The following is a 19407-nucleotide window of genomic DNA, read 5'->3' on the forward strand; positions in this document are numbered from 1 at the left end:
CGGCGGCACGGTCAATGCCTCCGGACCTGGACGCGTAACCGAACAATGAGGTCTCCGACTGCCATGCTGTTAGACCGTCATCGGTTGCGATCCGATCATTCGACGAGGTCATCGTGTGGCGGCTGAATGGCATGGTTGTGAGCGACGGGCGGCCGATTCGGTGGGTCGCCGTGCCAGGGCAGCGCTGACAGTTGCCGCACACTGCGCCGGCCGCCGAAGGCCCGCAGCGCATCGAAATCGGAGAGCTCGATCGCCAGCTGATCGGTCGCGGTATCGGGATCGCCGAGTCGCACCGTACCGATCGACGGGGTGGTGAGCCGCATGGCAACTCGGCCGGCGCCCCGGAAGGCCAGGTCATACATCGTCGTCAAGAATCCGAGCGCGACCTGGTAGCCCAGGTCAGCGGTCCGCGAGCCCGGTTCACCCAACGCGCCGCGAATGTCGTGTTCGTGGGTGAGGACGTCGAAAATGAGCTGCCCGGCGGCCAGTTCCGGGGTGGCCTGGGCCAGTTGTGTCGCCACCGGGTCGACCGACTCGCCCCACAAGTCCAGCAGCTCGTCGATACTGTGCCGGCCCAGGCGCTCGATCTGCGCCTGGGTCCATGCCGGCGATGCCACACCGTCCAGGTTGGCGACGACCACATCTTGGGCGACGCCAACCAGGTGGGCGACCGTCTGGCCGACGGTCCAGTCGGGGCAGGCCGGCACCGCCAGCTCGGCGACCTCAGCACGGCCGCGAAGCAGCGCATCGATGCGTCCGTAGATGAGGTGGTACGCCGTCGCAGCATCAGAGCAGGGCAGAAGTCGGGGAGCCGCTTCGTCGTCGGGGTTTCTGGAGTCCATGGCGAGCGACCGTACTGCAAAAATAAGAAAAGTAAATGTACTCTAAAGTAACGCTAAATCCGGCACGGGCTGGCGGGGGGTTGACGTCGGGGCTGGACGCTGATTCGCGCTAGGCGGGGGCGAAGCTGAACACCTGACCGGCACTGGTGGCCACCACTACCCGCCGGTCGCGGCCGACTGCCACGCCGACCGGAAACCCGCGTGACTCGGGCAGCGGATAGCTGTTGATGGTGTGGCCGTCGGCCGGGTCGAACACCAGCAACGACAAGCCGGCCGGGCCCACACTGGTGCCGGCGGCAACGGTGTAGCCGACCTTTCCGGCCAGGCTCGAGGAGGACAGCGGAGCGGCGTCCTCGCGGCGCCACAGTTGCTCGGCGTGCTCGCCGCGGTCGGCGAAGGCCACCAGCTCGGTGTCCGGGCCGCCGCCTGACACGATCAACCCGTCGGGCGTCACCGCCGGTGGGGTTTGCGCCAGGAACTTCAGCGGCACCGACCATTTGGTCTTGCCGTCGGCGGCGTCGATCGCCCACAGCCGTTGGTCGCGCCCGTTGACGTAGACGGTCGAACCATCGGCGGACAGCACCGGGCTGGACAGCACCCCGGCGGCGACGGCGTCGCTGGTCCACTCCTGGGTGAGCAGCGGGGTGCCGCCCCGGTGATATTTGAGGCCGACCAGTACGGCCTCCTTGGCGCCCGGCTGCCACAGGTTCACCACCACGGTGTTGCTCGCCGGGGAGAACGCGGGGGCGGCGGCCACCGGGCAGTCCGGTCGGGCGGGGGCGCAGTCGGACAGTCCGCGGCGATAGTCGGTCGGGTCGACGCCGTCCACCAGGTCCAGCGGGGTGCCGACGACGGTGCCGCGGTGGGTGTCGAAAACCAGCACCTGACCCAGGTGTGTTACCACCAGCAGCAGGCCGTCACCGAGGATTCGCGGTGTCGAGGGCATCCCGATCACCGGTGCGCGCCAGCGGATCCACTGCGTGGGCGGAAACGACAGCATGGCACCCGGCTGGCCGACGTAGACGTTGTCGAAACCGTCGAAGAGCGCGCCGAAGAACCCGCCGCCCTGATGCAACCGGGTGCACCAGCGTTGGCGGCCGTGGTCGGCGTTCTCCCACTGCATCAACGAGCAGCCGGCCTCGGTCTGGGCGTTGAGCATCATCCAGCCGTTGGCGCCCAGCGCGGGCCCGGCGCCCAATTCGCCCTTGACCGAGCGCACCCAGTCCAGTTGCAGGTCCCTGGCCCCCGCCGTGGCGGTGAAGCTGCTGTTGGCGGCGTCGGCGTAGGGGGCGGGCCAGCCCGGTGCGGGGGCGGCATCCACCCACGAATCGGTGTTGGCGCAACCGCCCAGAAGCCCTGCCACCGCCAGCATTGCGATTCCGGCCAGGACCCCACGTCGCCGCAACACAGTGGCAATCCCCAATCCTCGGCCGGGTGTGGTGAACGAGTCCAGGTGAGGGTAGCGCGTGGCGGGAGTCCGCTCGCGTAGGCTTTCCGGCCATGACGACCATGTGGGGCGCTCCGATCCACAAGCGCTGGCGGGGTTCGCGGCTGCGCGATCCGCGCCAGGCCAAATTCCTCACGCTGGCCTCGCTGCGCTGGGTGCTGGCCAATCGGGCCTACACACCCTGGTATCTGGTGCGCTACTGGCGGCTGCTGAAGTTCAAGCTGGCCAACCCGCACATCGTCACCCGCGGCATGGTCTTTCTGGGCAAGGGAGTGGAGATCCAGGCCACCCCGGAGATGTCGTACATGGAGATCGGCCGGTGGGTGCACATCGGCGACAAGAACACCATCCGGGCGCACGAAGGCTCCCTGCGATTCGGCGACAAAGTGGTGCTGGGCCGTGACAACGTCATCAACACCTATCTCGACATCGAGCTCGGGGATTCGGTGCTGATGGCCGACTGGTGCTACGTCTGCGACTTCGACCACAAGATGGACGACATCAACGTGCCGATCAAAGACCAGGGCATCATCAAGAGCCCGGTGCGGATCGGGCCGGACACCTGGATCGCGGCCAAGGTCACCATCCTGCGCGACACCAGCATCGGCCGGGGCTGTGTCCTGGGCGCTCACGCCGTGGTCAAGGGCGTCATCCCGGACTACTCCATCGCGGTGGGGGCGCCGGCCAAGGTGGTCAAGAATCGCAAACTGGCCTGGGAGACCTCGGCCGCCGAGCGGGCCGAGCTGGCCGCGGCGCTGGCCGACATCGAGCGCAAGAAGGCCGCGCACTGACGGCCGAGTAGTTCTTTGACAAAATTTGTCATGGGTCATTGGCATTTCTCGATGGGCACCATGAACATCTCGCTACCCGATTCACTCAAAGAATTCGTGGAACGGTATCGGTTCTCCCCGCTACGGCTACGAGCTCGATGTTCCGGGCTTAGGTGGAAAGACCTTGGAACACTTCCCGTTTACCGTTACGTACATCGAGCGCGGCGCCCATATCGATGTTCTGCGTGTCCTGCATCAGCGTCGTGACATTCCCGAACTGTTGCGCGAACCTGATCAGGACTAGTGTGTCTCGATCGCCAGACGGCCGCCGACGTATCCGGGCCGAGCATTCACCCCTGCTCGGAGTTCTCAGCCGAACTCAAGGAGCGTATAGGCGCCCCGAAAGTTCTTCGTGGGTCCCCACTGCCAGAAGGCCGGAAACAACGTTCCGAAGAACAGGCCGCGCCCCTTCGGCATCGGCACATCGTGCACGGCGCTGATACCCGGCACCGTCCCGGTCAGTCCGGCGAGCTGACGCGCCGACAGGCTGAACGGCATCGGGGGCACGCGATAGTGCCTGGATGAACGCATCCCGCGTGGAGCCAGTCTCTTGACGAGCGTCGGTGGGACATCGAAGAACATCTGACCGCCGGGGAAACGATCGGCGCACGCCGCGATCAGGTCCATCGCCTGGCGCGGTTGCAAATACATCAGCAGGCCTTCGGCGGTGATGAAGACGCCGGCGCTGGAGTCGACGTGTGCCATCCAGCTGTAGTCCAACGCCGACTGCGCGAGATTGGTGATGCGCGGTGACGTTGGCAGCAACTGTTCGCGAAGCCGCATCACAGGCTCCAAATCCACTGATAACCAATTGAATCGCGGATCTGTCAAAGCAGCGTTCAAGCGCCAGAAGCTGGTTTGGAAGCCCTCGGCAAGCGCGACAACCGTCGCATCAGGGCGCTCCTGCAGATAGGTCGTCGCGCATCGATCAACGGCCAGTGACCGCAACGCCATCTCCTGGCCGCGACGTCCGAACTTGTCGAAGTCGAAGGCGATGGACCCGACGAGTCGAATCGCCTCCGGATCATCGATGATGGCGTCGGAGTGCGTCGCTTGATATGCCCGTCCGTTGAGCGTCATCAGGGCGGTTTCCGAAACTCCATTCAGCGCACTGGCGTCGACTTTGGATTCGGCTGGACGGTCCATCGCGCCCATGGTAGTCGGAGAACACCGTTGGGCCGGCCTGTCCCGATCAGGGCTTCAGTGCGGGCAGCACCCGCTCGACCAGCAGCCGCAGGCTCTCCCAGCCCTCGTCGAGCGGCAGCCCGCCGATCAACGGGTGCAGGGTCACCCCGGTGCGGCCGGCGCGACACTGCGCTATCAGGTCTTCTGGGGTCAGCACTTCGACCTTGGCCGACGTGCGCAGCTCGGCGATCGTGGCGGCTGGGCTCTCGTTGGGGCGAGGCACTCCCGGCACCGCCCACGAGGAGTATTCGGTTGCCTCGTGCAGGAAATGGTCGCTGCAGCGGGCCCACGTCGCCTCCGGGTCGGTGGTCAGATGCGTGACGGTGTTGCCGTTTTCGGGACAGAACACAAATCCCTGTTTGCCGTTGCGCGCCAGTTCATCCCGATACACCGCTTCGATTTCCCGAACCGGGCCGCCCGGCGAGCTGCCGCGGCGCTCATCCCGCCGATGAAGAACACCGGATGCGGTTTGGAATACGGCTTGGGCGTCACATCGATCAACTGGCCGTGGTACCCAAACGGCTCGTCGCGCCAGGCTTTGAGCAGCACGTCGAGACATTCGTCCATCAACCGCCCACGCCGCCGGAAGTCCTTACCGACGGCGTGATATTCCTCTGGGCGGTAACCGATTCCGGCTACGAAACTGACTCGTCCAGCGGACAGCTGATCGAGAACCGCAATGTCCTCGGCAAGACGCACCGGGTCATACAGCGGCACCAGCAGCGCATTGATGCTGATGCGGATGCTCGTCGTGCGGCCCGCGACGGCCGCGGCCAGCAACAGGGGGGTGGGCAGCCATCCGGTAGCCGCGAGATGATGCTCTTCGCAGCCGACGGCGGTGACGCCATGGGCGTCGGCGTAGGACGCCATCTCCAGCGCCGCCCGATACCGGTCGGCATTCCCGGCGCCGGGGACGTTGGTCATGTTCAGGCGCAGCGCGCTCAATAATGCCATGGGACGGACCGGTCACCTCCTGGGCGACACCGTAGCGCATGACGAGATCCGGCGATTCATAACGCCGCTGATCGCCGTACCACCCGATATCGATGTGCTGCAACGGGTTATCACGCACCGGCCGAGGTATTCGGCGTCGCCGTAGGCGCGAAGAAGGCGCGCAACGCAGCTGCCTCGCCGTCGATCTCGACCAGCGCGGCGACATCATCGAGCGACAACACGCCTGCCGCGAGCCCGAGGGCGAGAGGCGCCTCGGTGTGCAGCACCGCGTCGAGGTCACGCCCGTCGGGCGGCTCGGCCTCGATGCCAGACCCGGTGGCTCGCAACTGCACCATCAGGCCGTCCACGGCGATCCCCACCACCGCGGTCCGATCCGCCGGCACGCGGCCGGCGAACAGCGCCGGAAGTGCGACGAACAGCCATTCGGAACGGAACTCGTCGCCCTGGGGTCCGCGGATCATCAGCGGCGTCGACCAGCGGACCAGGGCGTAGATGGGTTCCCGGAGTTGTTCACCCCAGGCGGTGAGCGCGTAGGCGACCGCGCCGCCGGACAATCGCCGCTCGACCACGCCGGCGGTCTCCAGATCGCGGAGCCGGTCGGTGAGCAGGTTGGTCGCGATGCCGGACAGCCCGTCGCGCAGTTCGCCGTAGCGGGCGGGGCCCAGTAGGAGCTGGCGGACGATCAACAGGTTCCAGCGGTCACCCACCACATCCAGGGCCCGGGCCAGCCCGCAGTACTGGCCGTAGTCTCGACTCATCATCACCTACTTGTTAATCTAAACCAAAGGTGATTATATCAAGTCAACGAAGGGAACGGCATGACTGTTGCGCAGCGACCCGCTTGGGTCGACGACCAGATGTTGCCGTTTCAGAGCCGGTTCGTCGACGTCGGCGGGAATCTCGTCCATTCGATGCTGATCATCTGGGGCGACGGTGATTTCGCGTTCGGGGACAACGAACTGCGGCGCTGGGAACAGGCCCTCACAGATCAGCAGACCGTGATCGGCAACGGCGCCGGCCATTTCGTCCCCTCCGATGCCTCCGAGCATTTCGTGGCGGCGATCCGCGACTGGCACACACCGTCGGGGCCATAGTGGCTTACGACGCGCAACTGGCGGCGAGGGTGCGGGAGATCTTCGCCGCCGGCGGCCCGCCGGTCTTTGAGAAGGCGATGTTCGGGGGCTTGGCATTTATGGTCGCCGGCAAGATCGCGGTCGCCGCCATGGCCGACGGCCTGCTGGTGCGCGTCGGCGCTCAACGCGCCGAAAAGCTGCTGAAAACCACTGCCGCGCAGCACATGGCGATGGGCGGGCGGACCATGCGGGGCTGGGTCCACATCGACGGCGAACACCTGCGTTCCCCGCGTCGGCTCAGCTACTGGATCGACATCGGAATCGCTTCCGCGACAGGCGCTTAGAGTGAGACTGCTGCGCCGCGGCCGCCTAACACAACGTGGGTGGATTCGCGGTAATGGTCACCATTCACCGAACTGGTGACGCCACTTTGTCCGGGCTCGAGCACCGCGTCGCCGGGGTAGGCAGGCCGAGGGGAGAGGAAGGGGATCGCTACCCGAACACCCTGGGCATCCAACACCGCCGGACGAACCGACATCGTCGCCGGATCGATCGGAACCGCAGCCACGAGCGACGATGCGGTCGCCGTCGCCCGCTTGGTCTCCACCAAGATCGTCTCCACCGAGTGATCGACCCGGACATTGGTTGGCGAATCGATGTGCGGCTGGGTTTCCTGGTGGCGGTTATCAGCCGAGCCGTCAACGCGGCTCTGATGATCACGCAGCGTCAATGCGGTCCGCGATAGCTTGCACCACTTCATTCGATATCCGCTCTGAGTCGGAGAAGTGCTGGACGGACACATCGATCAATACCGACGCCTTCCAGCGATACGTTACGCGGCAGACCTCGAAACAGACGGCGACGGTCGACGGGTCCGGCCGTTGCAGCGTGAATCCGTACCCATCAGCATGGAGCGCAGAACATGCTGCCAGGTCGGACACGATGCCCTCGAAAGCGTGTTGCGCGGCAACAGCATCCGCGTAGACGCCAACCGCTTGCTTGACGCCGCGGTTGCTGGCGCCGCTGAACCTGACAGAATGGAATTGCTTCCACCCGTCGCCAAACGCGGCCTGCTGATTAAAGACGACGCGACATGCAGTTGGCGCATCGGCGTCGAGATTGTCCGGCCTACTCGCGTCGAACCGCGGGTCGGCAGTGAGGTCATCGAAGCCGGTGATGCGGCGGACATCTGCGACGCCGATAGTCAGATCGCCGGCGTCAATCGATGCAGATGGTGTCGCGTTCGCGGTGACACCGCTTCCGTGGCTGTTGCAGCCGGCCAGAGCAACGAGTGCAGCGCAAACTGCGACAGTAACAGAGGTGGTTCGACTCGAGGGGGCTCGCATTTTCCGGGCGCCTACTCTCCTAGTCTCCGATGTGAACTGATCGATGCTGCCAATTGATGTCAAATGGACTGACCTCCACGGGCTCCCCCGACTGATGGGCTTGGACAACCAACCCGTTCCCGGCATACACCGCCACGTGCTCCGAGTGGCCGGGTGACCCGAAATAGATCAAGTCGCCAGGTTTGAGTTCAGCATCGGAGACGACCTTGCCGCCGCCGCCCGGAGTCGTCAACGCCCCATACTGTCCGACAGTGTTGCCGAGATTGCCTTTGCTGATGTCTAGCCCGCCATGGCCTTCGGAGGCAGCGAATCGTGCCAGGCCAGCACAGTCAAAGCCGATGCGATTGCCGTCCTGGAACGTTTCCGACCTGTCACCCTTCTCGGGCCAGCCACGCGAGGCCCCGGTGGTACCTTCGAGGTGCCCACCACCCCAGGCATACGAGACACCTTGCTGTTTGGCAGCAGCGTCAACAGTTTTCAGGCCGGGGTCCGATACGGCATCCGGGTTCGGTAATACCATGCCCGGAGTAATTGTGCCACTAGACGCCCCGCTCCTTTGTGATAAGTAATCCTGCCAGGCCTTATCACGAGCCGGGCCGGGCCCACCTGTATAGCCCGGAGGGTTGTCAGCCAACGTCACCTTGTCCGACGACCCGGGAGGCACCTGCATACTCGGAGAGTCGGCTGGGGAACCGGCCAGCGTCGGCGACTGTCCACTCTGGTATCCCGGATCTCCCGCGTGCGGTCCGGGAACGGTATTCGGAGTCGCACGCGCCGAAGGTAATTGGTGTCCCTGGGCATTGACTTTGGTGTCACCGACCACGGCGCGGATAGCGGTGGCCAGGTCACGGTCGGTCCGGTCGGCCTCGGCCATCAGTGTGGTCAGCCGGCGCTGCAGGGTGTCGAAGGTGCTGCGCCGCTCGGAGCTGACCTGCCCGCTGAGTTGCCCGGTCGGGCTGATCGACCAATTGTTGCTGGCTGCCATCGATTTGATCGACGACCATTCGGTCTTGCAGGCCGCTACCTCATTGCGGGCGTTGTAGAACGCGGTGGCGATCGCCGTCGCGTCGGCCTGATCATCGTCGATGTCGGCGCGGTGGCGACCCAAGTCCAGCCGAAACGCATCCCCGGACTTGCCCTGCCAGTCCCGCAGTTGGTCACCGGAATCACCGAGCGCCGCACCGAAATCAGCCTTACGGGCCGCACGCTCGGTGGCGATCTCGAACACCGTGTCCAGGATCTGCAGATCCCACTTCTCAATACCGTCGGTGGTGATCGCCATCGGCTACGACCCGCCCGATCCCCGGGCAGTCAGCGCGGCGAACATCCGGGCGTGCTCGTCCTCCATTGCCATGAAATGGCGGCCACCGTCGCGCATCGCCGCAGCCAACCCAGACACCCGAGCATGCAACCGCGCATCGGTGGCCTCCCAGTGCGCACTCAACTGCGTCAGCGCTACCGCGGACTGACCCGCCCACGCCGTGGCACACTCCTGCAGCCACCCGGCATGACGGCCCGCGAACCTGCACGCCACATCGGTAACCTCACCCACCCGAACACCCTGGGCATCCAACACCGCCGGACGAACCGAAATCGTCGCCGGATCGATCGGAACCGCAGCCACACCCACACCCCTGTTGATACGCCAGGCAGAAAGCTAACAACAGACCGGTAAGTCACGCAAAAGAACGGGGCCGTGCCGTCCAGCTACTCGGCCACCGACGGCACCGCGGTCCGGCACGGCGCGAACTCCTCGACAGCCCGGGGGGTGCCGCAGCTGCACAGGATCGCGGCGCGACTTGTCATCTTGCCGGGCCTACCGGTCCGGCAGCGCGTGCTCGATGATCGGCCGACGCGGCTGCGGTTCCCGCTCGCGGCGCTTGGCGGCCAGGTACACCTGGGCGGTCTGATCGGCGACGGTGTGCCAGTCGAAGTCGGCGGACAGCCGGTCCCGGGCGGCCACGGCGCGGCGCTGGGCGGCGGCGGGGTCGTCGAGCACGCTGCACACCGCGGAGGCCAGGGCGGGCACGTCGCGCGGCGGGCAGGACACGCCGGTTTCGCCGTCGATCACGGCCTCGCCCAGCCCGCCCACGCCTGCTACCACCAGCGGGGTTCCGGCAGCAGCGGCCTCCAGTGCCGCTAAACCGAACGGCTCGTAGTGGCTGGGCAGCACCGCGGCGTCGGCCCGGTGTAGCAATGCCAGCAATTCCTCGTGGTCCAGCCGCCCGACGAACCGGGTCGCCTTGAGTACCCGGTGCTTTCGGGCGCACTCGATCAGCCAGTCCTGCTGGGTGCCGTCGCCGGCGATGGTCAGCGTAGTTCCCGGGTGGGCGCGCCGGATCCGCGGCAACGCCGCGATGGCGTCGTGCACGCCCTTCTCGTATTCCAGCCGGCCGACGAACGCCAGCTCCGGCGGCCCGGTGCGCGGCCGGCGATGCTCGAAAGGCCAACGGGCCGCGTCGATCCCGTTGCGGATCACGGTGGTCTCGGCCAGCCCGGGGCCGAACAGGTCGCTGATCTCGTCGCGCATGGAGGCCGAACAGGTGATCAGCGAATCGGATTCACGCACCAGCCACGATTCCACCGCGTGCACCTGGCGGCTCAGTGCGCCCGACACCCAGCCGGAGTGCCGGCCGGCCTCGGTGGCGTGAATCGTGGAAACCAAAGGGACATCATAGAATTCGGCCAGTGCGATCGCCGGGTGCGCCACCAGCCAGTCGTGGGCGTGCACCAGATCGGGACGCCACAGGGTCTGGCCGCCGTCGGTCTTCACCGACAGTCCGGCGCGCACCATGGAGTGGCCCATCGCCAGCGTCCAGGCCATCATGTCTGCGCCGAAGGAGAATTCGTGCGGATCCTGCGCCGCGGCGACCACCCGCACGCCCTCGCTGATCTCGTCGGACGACGGGTGGGTGCTCGGGTCGGTGCCGGAGGGGCGCCGGCACAGCACGACGACGTCGTGCCCGGCCGCGGCCAGCGCGGTCGACAGGTGGTGGACGTGCCGGCCGAGCCCGCCGATCACCACCGGGGGGTACTCCCACGACACCATCAGGATCTTCACGCGGTTGGTCCATTCTCCGGCGAGCGTGCGTGTCCCCGGCCGACACGCCGAGGCAAACACCGGGTTTGCGCACGCTCGTGCGGGAGTGGGGTCCGCTGGACGGGGGTCACCGTGGCAGCCTACGGGCATCCAGCGCGCCGAACAGACCGTCGGCCCGATTCCAGCCCTCGGCCAGGCGCTGCGCGGCGGAGCGGTGGGGCCCGGACGATCCCGCCAGCGCGTCGGCGATCTCCCGGGTGGCGTGGGCGTGCAGATTCGCCCGGTGCCGGGCGTAGTCGGCGGCAGAGTCCTTGCTGACCATGAACGGCCAGTCGCTGGACACCGTGAGCAGCGCCTCCCGCAGGATCTGGTCGGCGACCCGGTCGCGGGGGACGGGGCCCGAGGGCGACGCAGCCTGCGACAGCGCCTTGTCGACGGCGCTCAGCGCGGTGTCGACCACCTCGGCGTTGAGCTGCACCAGGTCGGCGACCTTCGCCCCGGACCACACCTTCCAGTCCTTGCCGGAACCCCATGAGCCCGGCGGCAGTTCGACGGCGTCACCGACGAACCCGGCGTTGATCGCATCCGACAGTGTCCCGACGGCAACACCGGCCTCCGGCAGCGCGCGCAACACCCGGGCCAGCCACTGCGGCCCCTCGTGCCACCAGTGGCCGAACAGCTCGGTGTCGAAGGCGGCGACCACGTGTGCCGGGCGCCCGATCCGCTCGGACTCGGCCAGCAGGCGTTTGCGGACCACCTCGACGAAGTCGGCGACGTGGGCGTCGATCGCGGCGTCGGCACGCCGCGGGTCATACGGCGCTTTCTGCTCGGGGGCGACGTTGCGTCCGGTGACCCGGGACGGCTTGAGGCCGGTGCGGTGGTCGTAGGTGTGGAAATCCCGGTAGGCGGCGTGCCCCGGGTAGCCCGACTTCGGCGACCACACCCGATAGCTGACCGCCAGGTCGCGGCCGAACGCGATCACGTCGGTGTCGCCGACCGGGCGGCCCAGTGCGGTGTCGCCGTGCAGCGACGGGCCGTCCACCATGAAGTGCGAGACCCCCGCGGCGGCATAGCCGTCCTCGAGGCCGGGTGCGTAGGCGCATTCGGGAGCCCAGATCCCGGTCGGGGTGTGGGCCAGCCGGGCCCGGGCGTCAGCGAGGCCCTCGCGCAGCGCGAACTCACGCAGCCGCGGCGCCAGCAACGGCTGGAACGGATGCGCCAGCGGGCCGCCGAGCAGTTCCACCGTTTCGGCCTGCACCAGCTCGCGCAGCAACGGGCTGGCGCCGTGCCGCCACAGCAGCGCGAACTCCTCGAGCGCCTGCTCGGCCGCGGCGCACTCGTGCAGCCCGAATGCGCGGATGTCGGCCAGGGTGGTGGCCTGGGTGGCGCGCAGCTGCCAGTTCGCCAGCCAGTGGTGCATGCCGTCCAGGCAGTACGGGTCGTCGAGCTGGGCGGCGACCACCGGCGTCACCCCGAGGGTGAGCAGGTTGCGGCGGCCCTCGGCGGCCAGCGTCCGCAGCACTCGCACCAGCGGCAGATAGGCCGCCGACCACGATTGGTAGAGCCATTCCTCGCCGACCGGCCAGCGGCCGTGGTGGGCCAGCCAGGGCAGATGGGTGTGCAGCACCAGGGTGAACAGCCCCGGCACCGAGCCGTTGGGTTCGTCGCTCACGGGCGCACCGCGATCGCCACCAGATCCAGGCTGTCGTTGATATCCGGGCTATCGCGTTCCGCGGCATCCAGGATGTCGAAATCTTCGCTGGTGACAGCCGCGACATCGGCCAGCAGTGCGGGCGGCCAAGGCGCATCGGCGACCGCCCGGGCGATCTGGGCGTCGATGATCGAGCCGCCGTGCCGGGCGTCCATCTCCTGCAACACCGGCCCGTGGAAGACCCCGAGCATGGCGTCCATGACAAAGCGGGCGTCGACCAGCAGTTCGGTGAGCTCGGCGGCGTTGAGTTCGCGGGTGTGGAAGGGGTTGATCGGGGTGTCGCGGCCGGGGGAGAAGGTGATCCGGTTCGGGGTCGACACCATCAGCAGCCCGCCCGGCCGCAGCACCCGGGCGCATTCGGCGATGAACTGTGGCTGGTCCCAGAGATGCTCGATGACCTGGAAGTTGACGACGACGTCAACGCTGCCGTCGGGCAGCGGCAGGTCGGCCAGATTGCCCTGGACGGCCTCCACCCGCGGGTAGCGGTCCCGGACGTGCGCCACCGCGGCGTCGTCGTAGTCCAGCCCGATCACCCGTCGCGCCACTTGCGAGATCAGATCGGCGCCGTACCCCTCGCCGCAGCCGGCCTCCAGGACGTCGCGGCGGCTGCAGCGCGGCGCCAGCTGTTGGTAGACCACCTCGTGACGGCGGAACCAGTAGTTCTCGACGTCGAGTCCGGGAATGGTGCGCTCGCCCGTCAGCATCAAGGTGGTGTCTGCGGGGGAGTCGGGGCCGTCAGTAGATTTCATCGCACAGGCAGGCTAACGCGAATAGCACGGTCCGCGAACCGGCTACCCCACATGGCATTATCACGACCCGCTACGCTGTACACGCGAACCGCACTAAGTTACCGGTGAGTAACATTCTCGTGCGGCTGCGTGAATCGCTACCGAAGTCTTGTGGCCCGCCGCTGCAGGACCCCTTCGAGGAGGACGAACCACACTCATGACGAACATCGTGGTCCTGATCAAACAGGTCCCAGACACCTGGTCGGAACGCAAGCTCACCGATGGTGACTTCACGCTGGACCGTGACGCCGCCGACGCCGTGCTCGATGAGATCAACGAGCGGGCCGTCGAAGAAGCATTGCTGATCCGCGAGAAGGAAGGTGCGGAGGGCACGGTCACCGTGCTGACCGCCGGACCCGAGCGGGCCACCGAGGCGATCCGCAAGGCGCTGTCGATGGGGGCCGACAAGGCCGTGCACATCCTGGACGACGGCATGAAGGGTTCCGACGTCGTCCAGACCGGCTGGGCGCTGGCCCGGGCGCTGGGCGCCATCGAGGGCACCGAGCTGGTCATCGCCGGCAACGAGTCGACCGACGGTGTCGGCGGTGCGGTTCCGGCGATCATCGCCGAATACCTCGGCCTGCCGCAGCTGACCCACCTGCGCAAGCTGACCGTCGAGGGCGGCAAGGTCACCGGTGAGCGTGAGACCGACGACGGTGTGTTCAGCCTGGAGGCCTCGCTGCCGGCGGTGGTGAGTGTCAACGAGAAGATCAACGAGCCGCGTTTCCCGTCCTTCAAGGGCATCATGGCCGCCAAGAAGAAGGAAGTCACCGTGCTCACCCTGGCCGAGATCGGGGTCGAGGCCGACGAGGTGGGTGTCGCCAACGCCGGCTCCAAGGTGACCGCTTCGACGCCGAAGCCGCCGAAGACCGCCGGCGAGAAGGTGACCGACGAGGGCGACGGCGGCACCAAGATCGCCGAGTACCTGGTCGGCCAGAAGATCATCTAGGCGATCCCCGGACTTAAGAGAAAGACGGAAGACAAACATGGCTGAAGTACTGGTGCTCGTCGAGCACGCTGATGGAGCGCTGAAGAAGGTCAGCTCCGAACTGATCACCGCCGCGCGCGTGCTCGGCGAGCCGTCCGCGGTCGTCGTCGGTGGCCCCGGCACTGCCGCCCCGCTGGTCGACGGGCTGAAGGCGGCCGGTGCCGCCAAGATCTACGTCGCCGAGTCCGACGTGGTGGACAACTACCTGGTCGCCCCGATCGTCGACGTGCTGGCCGCGCTGACCGAATCGGCGACCCCGGCCGCGGTGCTGATCGCCGCCAACGCCGAGGGCAAAGAGGTGGCCGGCCGGCTGGCGGCCCGGATCGGATCCGGTCTGCTGGTCGACGTGGTCGAGGTCAAGGAAGGCGCCAAGGTGGTGCACTCCATCTTCGGTGGTGCCTACACCGTCGACGCCGAGCCCACCGGCGACACCCCGGTGATCACCGTGCGGGCGGGTGCCGTGGAGCCGGCCCCGAGCGCCGGTGCGGGCGAGCAGGTCACCGTCGAGGTGCCCGCGCCCGCCGAGAACGCCACCAAGATCACCTCGCGTGAGCCCGCGGTGGCAGGGGATCGTCCGGAGCTGACCGAGGCCGCCATCGTGGTGGCCGGCGGTCGTGGCGTCGGCAGTGCGGAGAGCTTCTCGGTGGTCGAGGAGCTGGCCGACTCGCTCGGTGCGGCCGTGGGCGCCTCGCGTGCCGCGGTGGACTCGGGCTACTACCCGGGCCAGTTCCAGATCGGCCAGACCGGCAAGACGGTCTCGCCGCAGCTCTACATCGCACTGGGCATCTCCGGCGCCATCCAGCACCGGGCCGGCATGCAGACGTCCAAGACCATCGTCGTGGTCAACAAGGACGAGGAAGCGCCGATCTTCGAGATCGCCGACTTCGGCATCGTCGGCGACCTGTTCAAGGTCGCGCCGCAGCTCACCGAGGCGGTCAAGGCCCGCAAGGGCTAGTTTTCCGCTGCGCGAACAGACGCAGAATCGCGTTAGACGTACCCCGTTACGTGCGATTCTGCGTCTGTTCGGCGTTGGGGGTCCGGTCGTATCCTCGGTGAACATGAAGATCACCGTGATCGGTGCCAGCGGGCAGATCGGCACCAAGGTCGTCGAGCTGTTGCGCGCCGCCGGCCAGGAGACCGTGGCGGCCGCCCGCAGTTCGGGTGTCGACGTGCTCACCGGAGACGGCCTGGCGGATGCCCTGTCGGGCGCCGATGTGCTGGTCGACGTGGTCAACTCGCCGGATTACGCCGACGGCCCGGTGCTGGAGTTCTTCACCACGTCCACCACCAACCTGGTGACGGCGGCGAAAGCTGCCGACGTCGGCCACTACGTGGTGCTGTCCATCGTGAACTGCGACGGCCTGCCCGACAGCGGCTACATGCGCGCCAAGGTCGCCCAGGAACGCATCATCGCCGGCTCCGGATTGCCCTACACCATCGTCCGCGCCACCCAGTTCCACGAGTTCGCCGACGGCATCATCGCCTCGCTGACGGTCGACGGCGAAGTCCGGGTGCCGGAAGGTCTGATCCAGCCGGTCGCCGGTGCTGAGGTGGCCGCCGAGGTAGCCCGCGCCGCGCAGGCCGCGCCGGTCGACGGGATCGTCGACATCGGTGGCCCGGAGAAGCTGACCTTTGCCGAGCTGGCCGCTCTGGTGCTGGTCCACCGGGGCGAGAATCTCCCGATCGTCGTCGACCCCGAAGCGGTCTATTTCGGCACCAAGGTCGGCGACACCGGCCTGGTCACCGGCGACGACGCGACCTTGGGGACCACCCGGCTGGTCGACTGGCAGGCGACACAGCGAACGACCTGACAGGGCGGATCGCCCTGGTGACCGTAGCGGCAATCTCAACGCCGCTGCGCCGTAGTTCGCTGCGCACAATTCGTCACCAAGCGTGCACCGACATGTCATGCCGTGCTTGCCTCGTCGCCGCCTGGCTGCGCGACCGTGGCGAGTGTGAGCACTGGTTCTGTTCTCATCGCCCCTGAGCCCGCCACCGATTCTCCCGCTTCTGGGACCGACAACCCCCGCTACTCGCTGCTGTTGTCCACCGAGCCCGCCATGATCGAAGCCGCGCAGCGGATGCGATTCGAGGTGTTCAGCACCGAGCCGGGCTTTACCCTGACCGACACCGACGGCCGCCCCGGCCTGGACGCCGACCATTTCGACGAATACTGCGACCACCTGCTGGTCCGCGACGATGACTCCGGTGCACTGGTCGGCTGCTACCGAATGCTTCCTCCCACCGGGGCCATCGCCGCCGGAGGTCTTTACAGCGCAAGTGAATTCGATGTCACCGCGCTGGATCCGCTGCGGCCGTCGCTGGTGGAGATGGGCCGCGCTGTGGTCCGGCCGGGGCACCGCAACGGTGCGGTCGTGCTGCTGATGTGGGCCGGAATCCTGGCCTACCTGGACCGCTACCAGTACGACTACATCGCCGGCTGCGTCTCGGTGCCGGTGTGCGGCGAGGGCGCCCCCGGTAGTCAGATCCGCGGCGTGCGTGATTTCGTGCGGCGCCGTCACGCCTCCCCGCACCGGGTGACCCCGTATCGGCCGGTGGTGGTCGACGGCAAGAGCCTCGACGAGATCGCGCCGCCGACGCGCCCCACCATGCCGCCGCTGCTGCGGGGCTACCTGCGCCTGGGCGCGCGGGTCTGCGGTGAGCCGGCCCACGATCCCGCTTTCGGGGTGGGGGACTTCCCGGCCCTGTTGCGCCGCAGTGAGGCCGATACCCGCTACCTGCGCCGGCTGCGGTCAGTGTCCGCGGCGTCGGTGGTGGCGGGGGCCTGCCCGGGCGGGGGGGGGCGGGGGGGTCCGCCCCCGCCGACGAGCTCGCATCGCCTGTTGAGCAGCGCGGCCGCCCGCCGCAGCTCCGGGGCGGCTGCAGGTGCCCGGTACTCTGGGCAGGTCATGGTCTATCTGGATCACGCCGCTACCACCCCGATGCACCCGCAGGCCATCGAGGCGATGGCAGCTGTGCTGGGAACCGTCGGTAACGCCTCCTCACTGCACGCCGCCGGCCGCGCCGCGCGCCGCCGGATGGAGGAGTCCCGGGAGTCCATCGCCGCACGGCTGGGTGCGCGCCCCTCTGAGGTGGTGTTCACCGCCGGCGGCACCGACGGCGACAACCTGGCCGTCAAGGGCATCTACTGGGCCCGCCGCGACGCCGATGTGCAGCGGCGCCGGATCATCACCACCGAGGTCGAGCACCACGCGGTGCTGGACTCGGTGGGCTGGCTTGCCGAACATGAGGGCGCCGAGATCACCTGGCTGCCCACCGACGCCGACGGGTCGGTGTCACCGGACGCCCTGCGTGAGGAATTGGACGGCGGTCGGGCCGACGACGTCGCCCTGGTGTCGGTGATGTGGGCCAACAATGAGGTCGGAACGGTCCTGCCGGTCGCTGAACTGGCCGCGATAGCCGCGCAGTTCGGGGTGCCGATGCACTCCGACGCCGTCCAGGCCGTCGGGCAGCTGCCGGTCGACTTCGGTGCCAGCGGGTTGTCCGCGCTGAGCCTGACCGCCCATAAGTTCGGTGGACCGTGTGGGACCGGGGCACTGCTGATTCGTCGTGACGTGACCTGTGTCCCGCTCACGCATGGTGGGGGACAGGAGCGTGACATCCGTTCCGGCACACCCGATGTTGCCGGGTCAGTCGGGATGGCTGCGGCGCTCCAGGTCGCCGTGGGCTCGTTGGAGGATACCGCCGATCGGGTTGCGGGCCTGCGCGACCGGCTCATCGACGGAGTGCTCGCCCGGATCGACAACACCCGCGTCAACGGGTCGCGCACCCACCGGTTGCCCGGCAATGCGCACTTCACCTTCGCCGGCTGCGAAGGCGACTCTCTACTGATGCTGTTGGACGCCAACGGCATCGAATGCTCCACCGGATCTGCCTGCACCGCCGGTGTACCGCAGCCCTCCCACGTGCTGACCGCGATGGGTGCCGACCCGGTTGCGGCCCGCGGATCGTTGCGACTGTCGTTGGGGCACAACAGCGTCGACGGTGACGTCGACGCCGTGCTGGCGGTGCTGCCCGGCGCGGTGGACCGGGCACGGCAGGCGATGCTGGCCGCCGCGGGAGTGAGCGCGATGAGGGTAGCCCGGTGAAGGTCGTCGCCGCGATGAGCGGCGGAGTGGACTCCTCGGTGGCGGCGGCCCGCATGGTCGATGCCGGGCACGACGTGGTCGGCGTGCATCTGGCCCTGTCGCGCAACCCGGGCACCCTGCGCACCGGCTCGCGGGGGTGCTGCTCGCGGGAAGACTCCGACGACGCCCGCCGCGTCGCCGACGTGCTGGGCATTCCGTTCTACGTGTGGGACTTCTCCGAACAGTTCAAGGACGAGGTGATCGACGACTTCGTCGAGTCCTACGCCCGCGGCGAGACCCCCAACCCGTGCATGCGGTGCAACGAGAAGATCAAGTTCTCCGCGGTGGCCGCCCGCGCCCTCGCACTGGGCTTCGACATGGTGGCCACCGGTCACTATGCCCGGCTCACCGACGGTCGACTGCGCCGCGCGGTGGACGCCGACAAGGACCAGTCCTACGTACTCGCGGTGCTCTCCGCCGAACAGCTCCGGCACGCGGCGTTCCCGATCGGGGACACCCCGAAGCCACAGATTCGCGCCGAAGCCGCCGAACGCGGCCTGGCGGTGGCGAACAAGCCCGACAGCCACGACATCTGCTTCATCCCGACCGGTGACACCCGCACCTTCCTCGGCGGCCACATCGGGGTACGGCCCGGGGCCGTGGTGGACACCGGAGGCTCGGTGCTGGCGCAGCACGACGGGGTGCACGGTTTCACCATCGGCCAGCGCAAGGGCCTGGGCATCGCCGGGCCCGGCCCGGACGGCCAACCGCGCTACGTGACCGGTATCGACGCCGCGACCGGCACCGTCACCGTCGGATCGGCCGCCGACCTGAACGTGGTGGAGCTGACCGGGCGAGCGCCGGTGTTCACCTCCGGGCAGCCGTGGCGCGGCCTCATCGAGTGCGAGGTGCAGGTGCGCGCCCACGGTGAGACGGTCGGCGCGGTGGCCGAACTGGTCGGCGATGAGTTGCAGGTGCGGCTGCGCCAGCCGTTGCGCGGCGTGGCCCGCGGCCAGACCCTGGCCTGCTACCGCCCGGACGCGCAAGGCGACGAGGTGATCGCCAGCGCCACCATCGCCGACACCTCGGCCGTCTAGCTCCCGCGTCGAGCGCGC

The 19407-nt window shown here is 67.8% G+C and carries 21 protein-coding genes and 1 pseudogene; 9 read left to right on the top strand and 13 right to left on the bottom strand.

Annotation, left to right across the window (positions count from 1 at the left end):
• Window positions 1-95 precede the first annotated feature (95 nt).
• A complete protein-coding gene (locus BN4346_RS33125; protein WP_067971229.1) occupies window positions 96-842 on the bottom strand; it encodes a maleylpyruvate isomerase family mycothiol-dependent enzyme in 747 nt (248 codons plus the stop codon).
• Window positions 843-951: 109 nt separating this feature from the next.
• A complete protein-coding gene (locus BN4346_RS33130; RefSeq protein WP_067972306.1) occupies window positions 952-2214 on the bottom strand; it encodes an outer membrane protein assembly factor BamB family protein in 1263 nt (420 codons plus the stop codon).
• Between the two features lie 128 nt (window positions 2215-2342).
• Between BN4346_RS33130 and BN4346_RS33135 the strand changes: the two genes are divergently transcribed.
• Window positions 2343-3080, top strand: a complete 738-nt coding sequence (locus tag BN4346_RS33135; protein WP_067971232.1) for an acyltransferase — start codon at window positions 2343-2345, stop codon at window positions 3078-3080.
• A gap of 348 nt (window positions 3081-3428) precedes the next feature.
• Here BN4346_RS33135 and BN4346_RS33140 read toward each other — a convergent pair whose 3' ends face one another.
• From BN4346_RS33140 to BN4346_RS33150, 4 genes are all read right to left on the bottom strand, one after another.
• Complete coding sequence (locus tag BN4346_RS33140) at window positions 3429-4274, bottom strand: class I SAM-dependent methyltransferase (RefSeq protein ID WP_067971233.1); 846 nt, start codon at window positions 4272-4274, stop codon at window positions 3429-3431.
• Window positions 4275-4311: 37 nt separating this feature from the next.
• Window positions 4312-4653, bottom strand: a complete 342-nt coding sequence (locus tag BN4346_RS48955; protein WP_235653606.1) for a hypothetical protein — start codon at window positions 4651-4653, stop codon at window positions 4312-4314.
• Window positions 4614-5258, bottom strand: coding sequence for an LLM class flavin-dependent oxidoreductase (locus BN4346_RS33145; protein WP_235653607.1), 645 nt, complete (start codon window positions 5256-5258; stop codon window positions 4614-4616). The genes BN4346_RS48955 and BN4346_RS33145 overlap by 40 nt, the downstream gene beginning before the upstream one ends.
• Before the next feature lie 110 nt (window positions 5259-5368).
• Window positions 5369-6016: a winged helix-turn-helix transcriptional regulator gene (locus BN4346_RS33150; protein ID WP_067972311.1), complete on the bottom strand. Its 648-nt coding sequence runs from the start codon at window positions 6014-6016 to the stop codon at window positions 5369-5371.
• Between the two features lie 60 nt (window positions 6017-6076).
• On the opposite strand from BN4346_RS33150, the gene BN4346_RS33160 reads away from it, so the two are divergent.
• Both BN4346_RS33160 and BN4346_RS33165 read left to right on the top strand, forming a co-directional pair.
• Entirely contained in the window at window positions 6077-6352 is a 276-nt protein-coding gene (locus BN4346_RS33160; protein WP_067971234.1) for an alpha/beta fold hydrolase, read from the top strand.
• Window positions 6352-6675: a TfoX/Sxy family protein gene (locus BN4346_RS33165; RefSeq protein WP_067971235.1), complete on the top strand. Its 324-nt coding sequence runs from the start codon at window positions 6352-6354 to the stop codon at window positions 6673-6675. Before BN4346_RS33160 ends, BN4346_RS33165 begins: the two co-directional genes overlap by 1 nt.
• Here BN4346_RS33165 and BN4346_RS33170 read toward each other — a convergent pair.
• From BN4346_RS33170 to BN4346_RS33200, 7 genes are all read right to left on the bottom strand, one after another.
• Complete coding sequence (locus BN4346_RS33170; protein WP_067971239.1) at window positions 6672-7061, bottom strand: hypothetical protein; 390 nt, start codon at window positions 7059-7061, stop codon at window positions 6672-6674. The two genes, BN4346_RS33165 and BN4346_RS33170, sit on opposite strands and share 4 nt — an antisense overlap.
• The gene (locus tag BN4346_RS33175; RefSeq protein ID WP_067971240.1) at window positions 7048-7677 is read right to left on the bottom strand and encodes a sensor domain-containing protein; all 630 of its coding nucleotides are present in this window, start codon (window positions 7675-7677) and stop codon (window positions 7048-7050) included. Before BN4346_RS33175 ends, BN4346_RS33170 begins: the two co-directional genes overlap by 14 nt.
• Window positions 7678-7696: 19 nt before the next feature.
• Window positions 7697-8959, bottom strand: coding sequence for a C40 family peptidase (locus BN4346_RS33180; protein ID WP_067971241.1), 1263 nt, complete (start codon window positions 8957-8959; stop codon window positions 7697-7699).
• A 3-nt stretch (window positions 8960-8962) separates the two neighbouring features.
• Complete coding sequence (locus BN4346_RS33185) at window positions 8963-9301, bottom strand: hypothetical protein (RefSeq protein ID WP_154677582.1); 339 nt, start codon at window positions 9299-9301, stop codon at window positions 8963-8965.
• Between the two features lie 192 nt (window positions 9302-9493).
• A complete protein-coding gene (locus tag BN4346_RS33190; protein WP_067971244.1) occupies window positions 9494-10738 on the bottom strand; it encodes a glycosyltransferase family 4 protein in 1245 nt (414 codons plus the stop codon).
• Window positions 10739-10844: 106 nt separating this feature from the next.
• Window positions 10845-12389, bottom strand: coding sequence for a 1,4-alpha-glucan branching protein domain-containing protein (locus BN4346_RS33195; protein WP_067971247.1), 1545 nt, complete (start codon window positions 12387-12389; stop codon window positions 10845-10847).
• Complete coding sequence (locus BN4346_RS33200) at window positions 12386-13177, bottom strand: class I SAM-dependent methyltransferase (RefSeq protein ID WP_067971248.1); 792 nt, start codon at window positions 13175-13177, stop codon at window positions 12386-12388. The genes BN4346_RS33195 and BN4346_RS33200 overlap by 4 nt, the downstream gene beginning before the upstream one ends.
• A 196-nt stretch (window positions 13178-13373) precedes the next feature.
• Between BN4346_RS33200 and BN4346_RS33205 the strand changes: the two genes are divergently transcribed.
• The 6 genes and pseudogenes from BN4346_RS33205 to mnmA all read left to right on the top strand — a co-directional run bounded on the left by BN4346_RS33205 (window position 13374) and on the right by mnmA (window position 19389).
• Entirely contained in the window at window positions 13374-14165 is a 792-nt protein-coding gene (locus BN4346_RS33205; RefSeq protein WP_067971250.1) for an electron transfer flavoprotein subunit beta/FixA family protein, read from the top strand.
• A 37-nt stretch (window positions 14166-14202) separates the two neighbouring features.
• Window positions 14203-15159, top strand: coding sequence for an electron transfer flavoprotein subunit alpha/FixB family protein (locus tag BN4346_RS33210; protein ID WP_067971256.1), 957 nt, complete (start codon window positions 14203-14205; stop codon window positions 15157-15159).
• Between the two features lie 103 nt (window positions 15160-15262).
• Window positions 15263-16015 (top strand): SDR family oxidoreductase, encoded by a 753-nt coding sequence (locus BN4346_RS33215; protein WP_067971258.1) that lies wholly within the window; start codon window positions 15263-15265, stop codon window positions 16013-16015.
• Window positions 16016-16285: 270 nt separating this feature from the next.
• Window positions 16286-16585 (top strand): annotated as a pseudogene (locus tag BN4346_RS48960) (GNAT family N-acetyltransferase); the annotation flags it as partial.
• 528 nt (window positions 16586-17113) lie between these two features.
• Window positions 17114-18313: a cysteine desulfurase family protein gene (locus tag BN4346_RS48965; protein WP_067972314.1), complete on the top strand. Its 1200-nt coding sequence runs from the start codon at window positions 17114-17116 to the stop codon at window positions 18311-18313.
• Window positions 18310-19389, top strand: coding sequence for a tRNA 2-thiouridine(34) synthase MnmA (gene mnmA / locus BN4346_RS33225; RefSeq protein WP_067971260.1), 1080 nt, complete (start codon window positions 18310-18312; stop codon window positions 19387-19389). Before BN4346_RS48965 ends, mnmA begins: the two co-directional genes overlap by 4 nt.
• Window positions 19390-19407: the final 18 nt, after the last annotated feature.

It is taken from the genome of Mycolicibacter icosiumassiliensis (assembly GCF_900078685.2).
Taxonomy (GTDB): Bacteria; Actinomycetota; Actinomycetes; order Mycobacteriales; family Mycobacteriaceae; genus Mycobacterium; species Mycobacterium icosiumassiliensis.

Excerpts from the sequence above, each read along its gene's own strand:
- BN4346_RS33140 (WP_067971233.1), bottom strand. The coding sequence starts at position 4,274 with ATGGGCGCGATGGACCGTCCAGCCGAATCCAAAGTCGACGCCAGTGCG.
- BN4346_RS33200 (WP_067971248.1), bottom strand. The coding sequence starts at position 13,177 with ATGAAATCTACTGACGGCCCCGACTCCCCCGCAGACACCACCTTGATG.
- BN4346_RS33125 (WP_067971229.1), bottom strand. The coding sequence starts at position 842 with ATGGACTCCAGAAACCCCGACGACGAAGCGGCTCCCCGACTTCTGCCC.
- BN4346_RS33205 (WP_067971250.1), top strand. The coding sequence starts at position 13,374 with ATGACGAACATCGTGGTCCTGATCAAACAGGTCCCAGACACCTGGTCG.
- BN4346_RS48965 (WP_067972314.1), top strand. The coding sequence starts at position 17,114 with ATGGTCTATCTGGATCACGCCGCTACCACCCCGATGCACCCGCAGGCC.
- BN4346_RS33150 (WP_067972311.1), bottom strand. The coding sequence starts at position 6,016 with ATGAGTCGAGACTACGGCCAGTACTGCGGGCTGGCCCGGGCCCTGGAT.
- BN4346_RS33135 (WP_067971232.1), top strand. The coding sequence starts at position 2,343 with ATGACGACCATGTGGGGCGCTCCGATCCACAAGCGCTGGCGGGGTTCG.
- BN4346_RS33160 (WP_067971234.1), top strand. The coding sequence starts at position 6,077 with ATGACTGTTGCGCAGCGACCCGCTTGGGTCGACGACCAGATGTTGCCG.
- BN4346_RS33210 (WP_067971256.1), top strand. The coding sequence starts at position 14,203 with ATGGCTGAAGTACTGGTGCTCGTCGAGCACGCTGATGGAGCGCTGAAG.
- BN4346_RS33130 (WP_067972306.1), bottom strand. The coding sequence starts at position 2,214 with ATGCTGGCGGTGGCAGGGCTTCTGGGCGGTTGCGCCAACACCGATTCG.
- BN4346_RS33145 (WP_235653607.1), bottom strand. The coding sequence starts at position 5,258 with ATGGCATTATTGAGCGCGCTGCGCCTGAACATGACCAACGTCCCCGGC.
- BN4346_RS33215 (WP_067971258.1), top strand. The coding sequence starts at position 15,263 with ATGAAGATCACCGTGATCGGTGCCAGCGGGCAGATCGGCACCAAGGTC.
- BN4346_RS33180 (WP_067971241.1), bottom strand. The coding sequence starts at position 8,959 with ATGGCGATCACCACCGACGGTATTGAGAAGTGGGATCTGCAGATCCTG.
- BN4346_RS33175 (WP_067971240.1), bottom strand. The coding sequence starts at position 7,677 with ATGCGAGCCCCCTCGAGTCGAACCACCTCTGTTACTGTCGCAGTTTGC.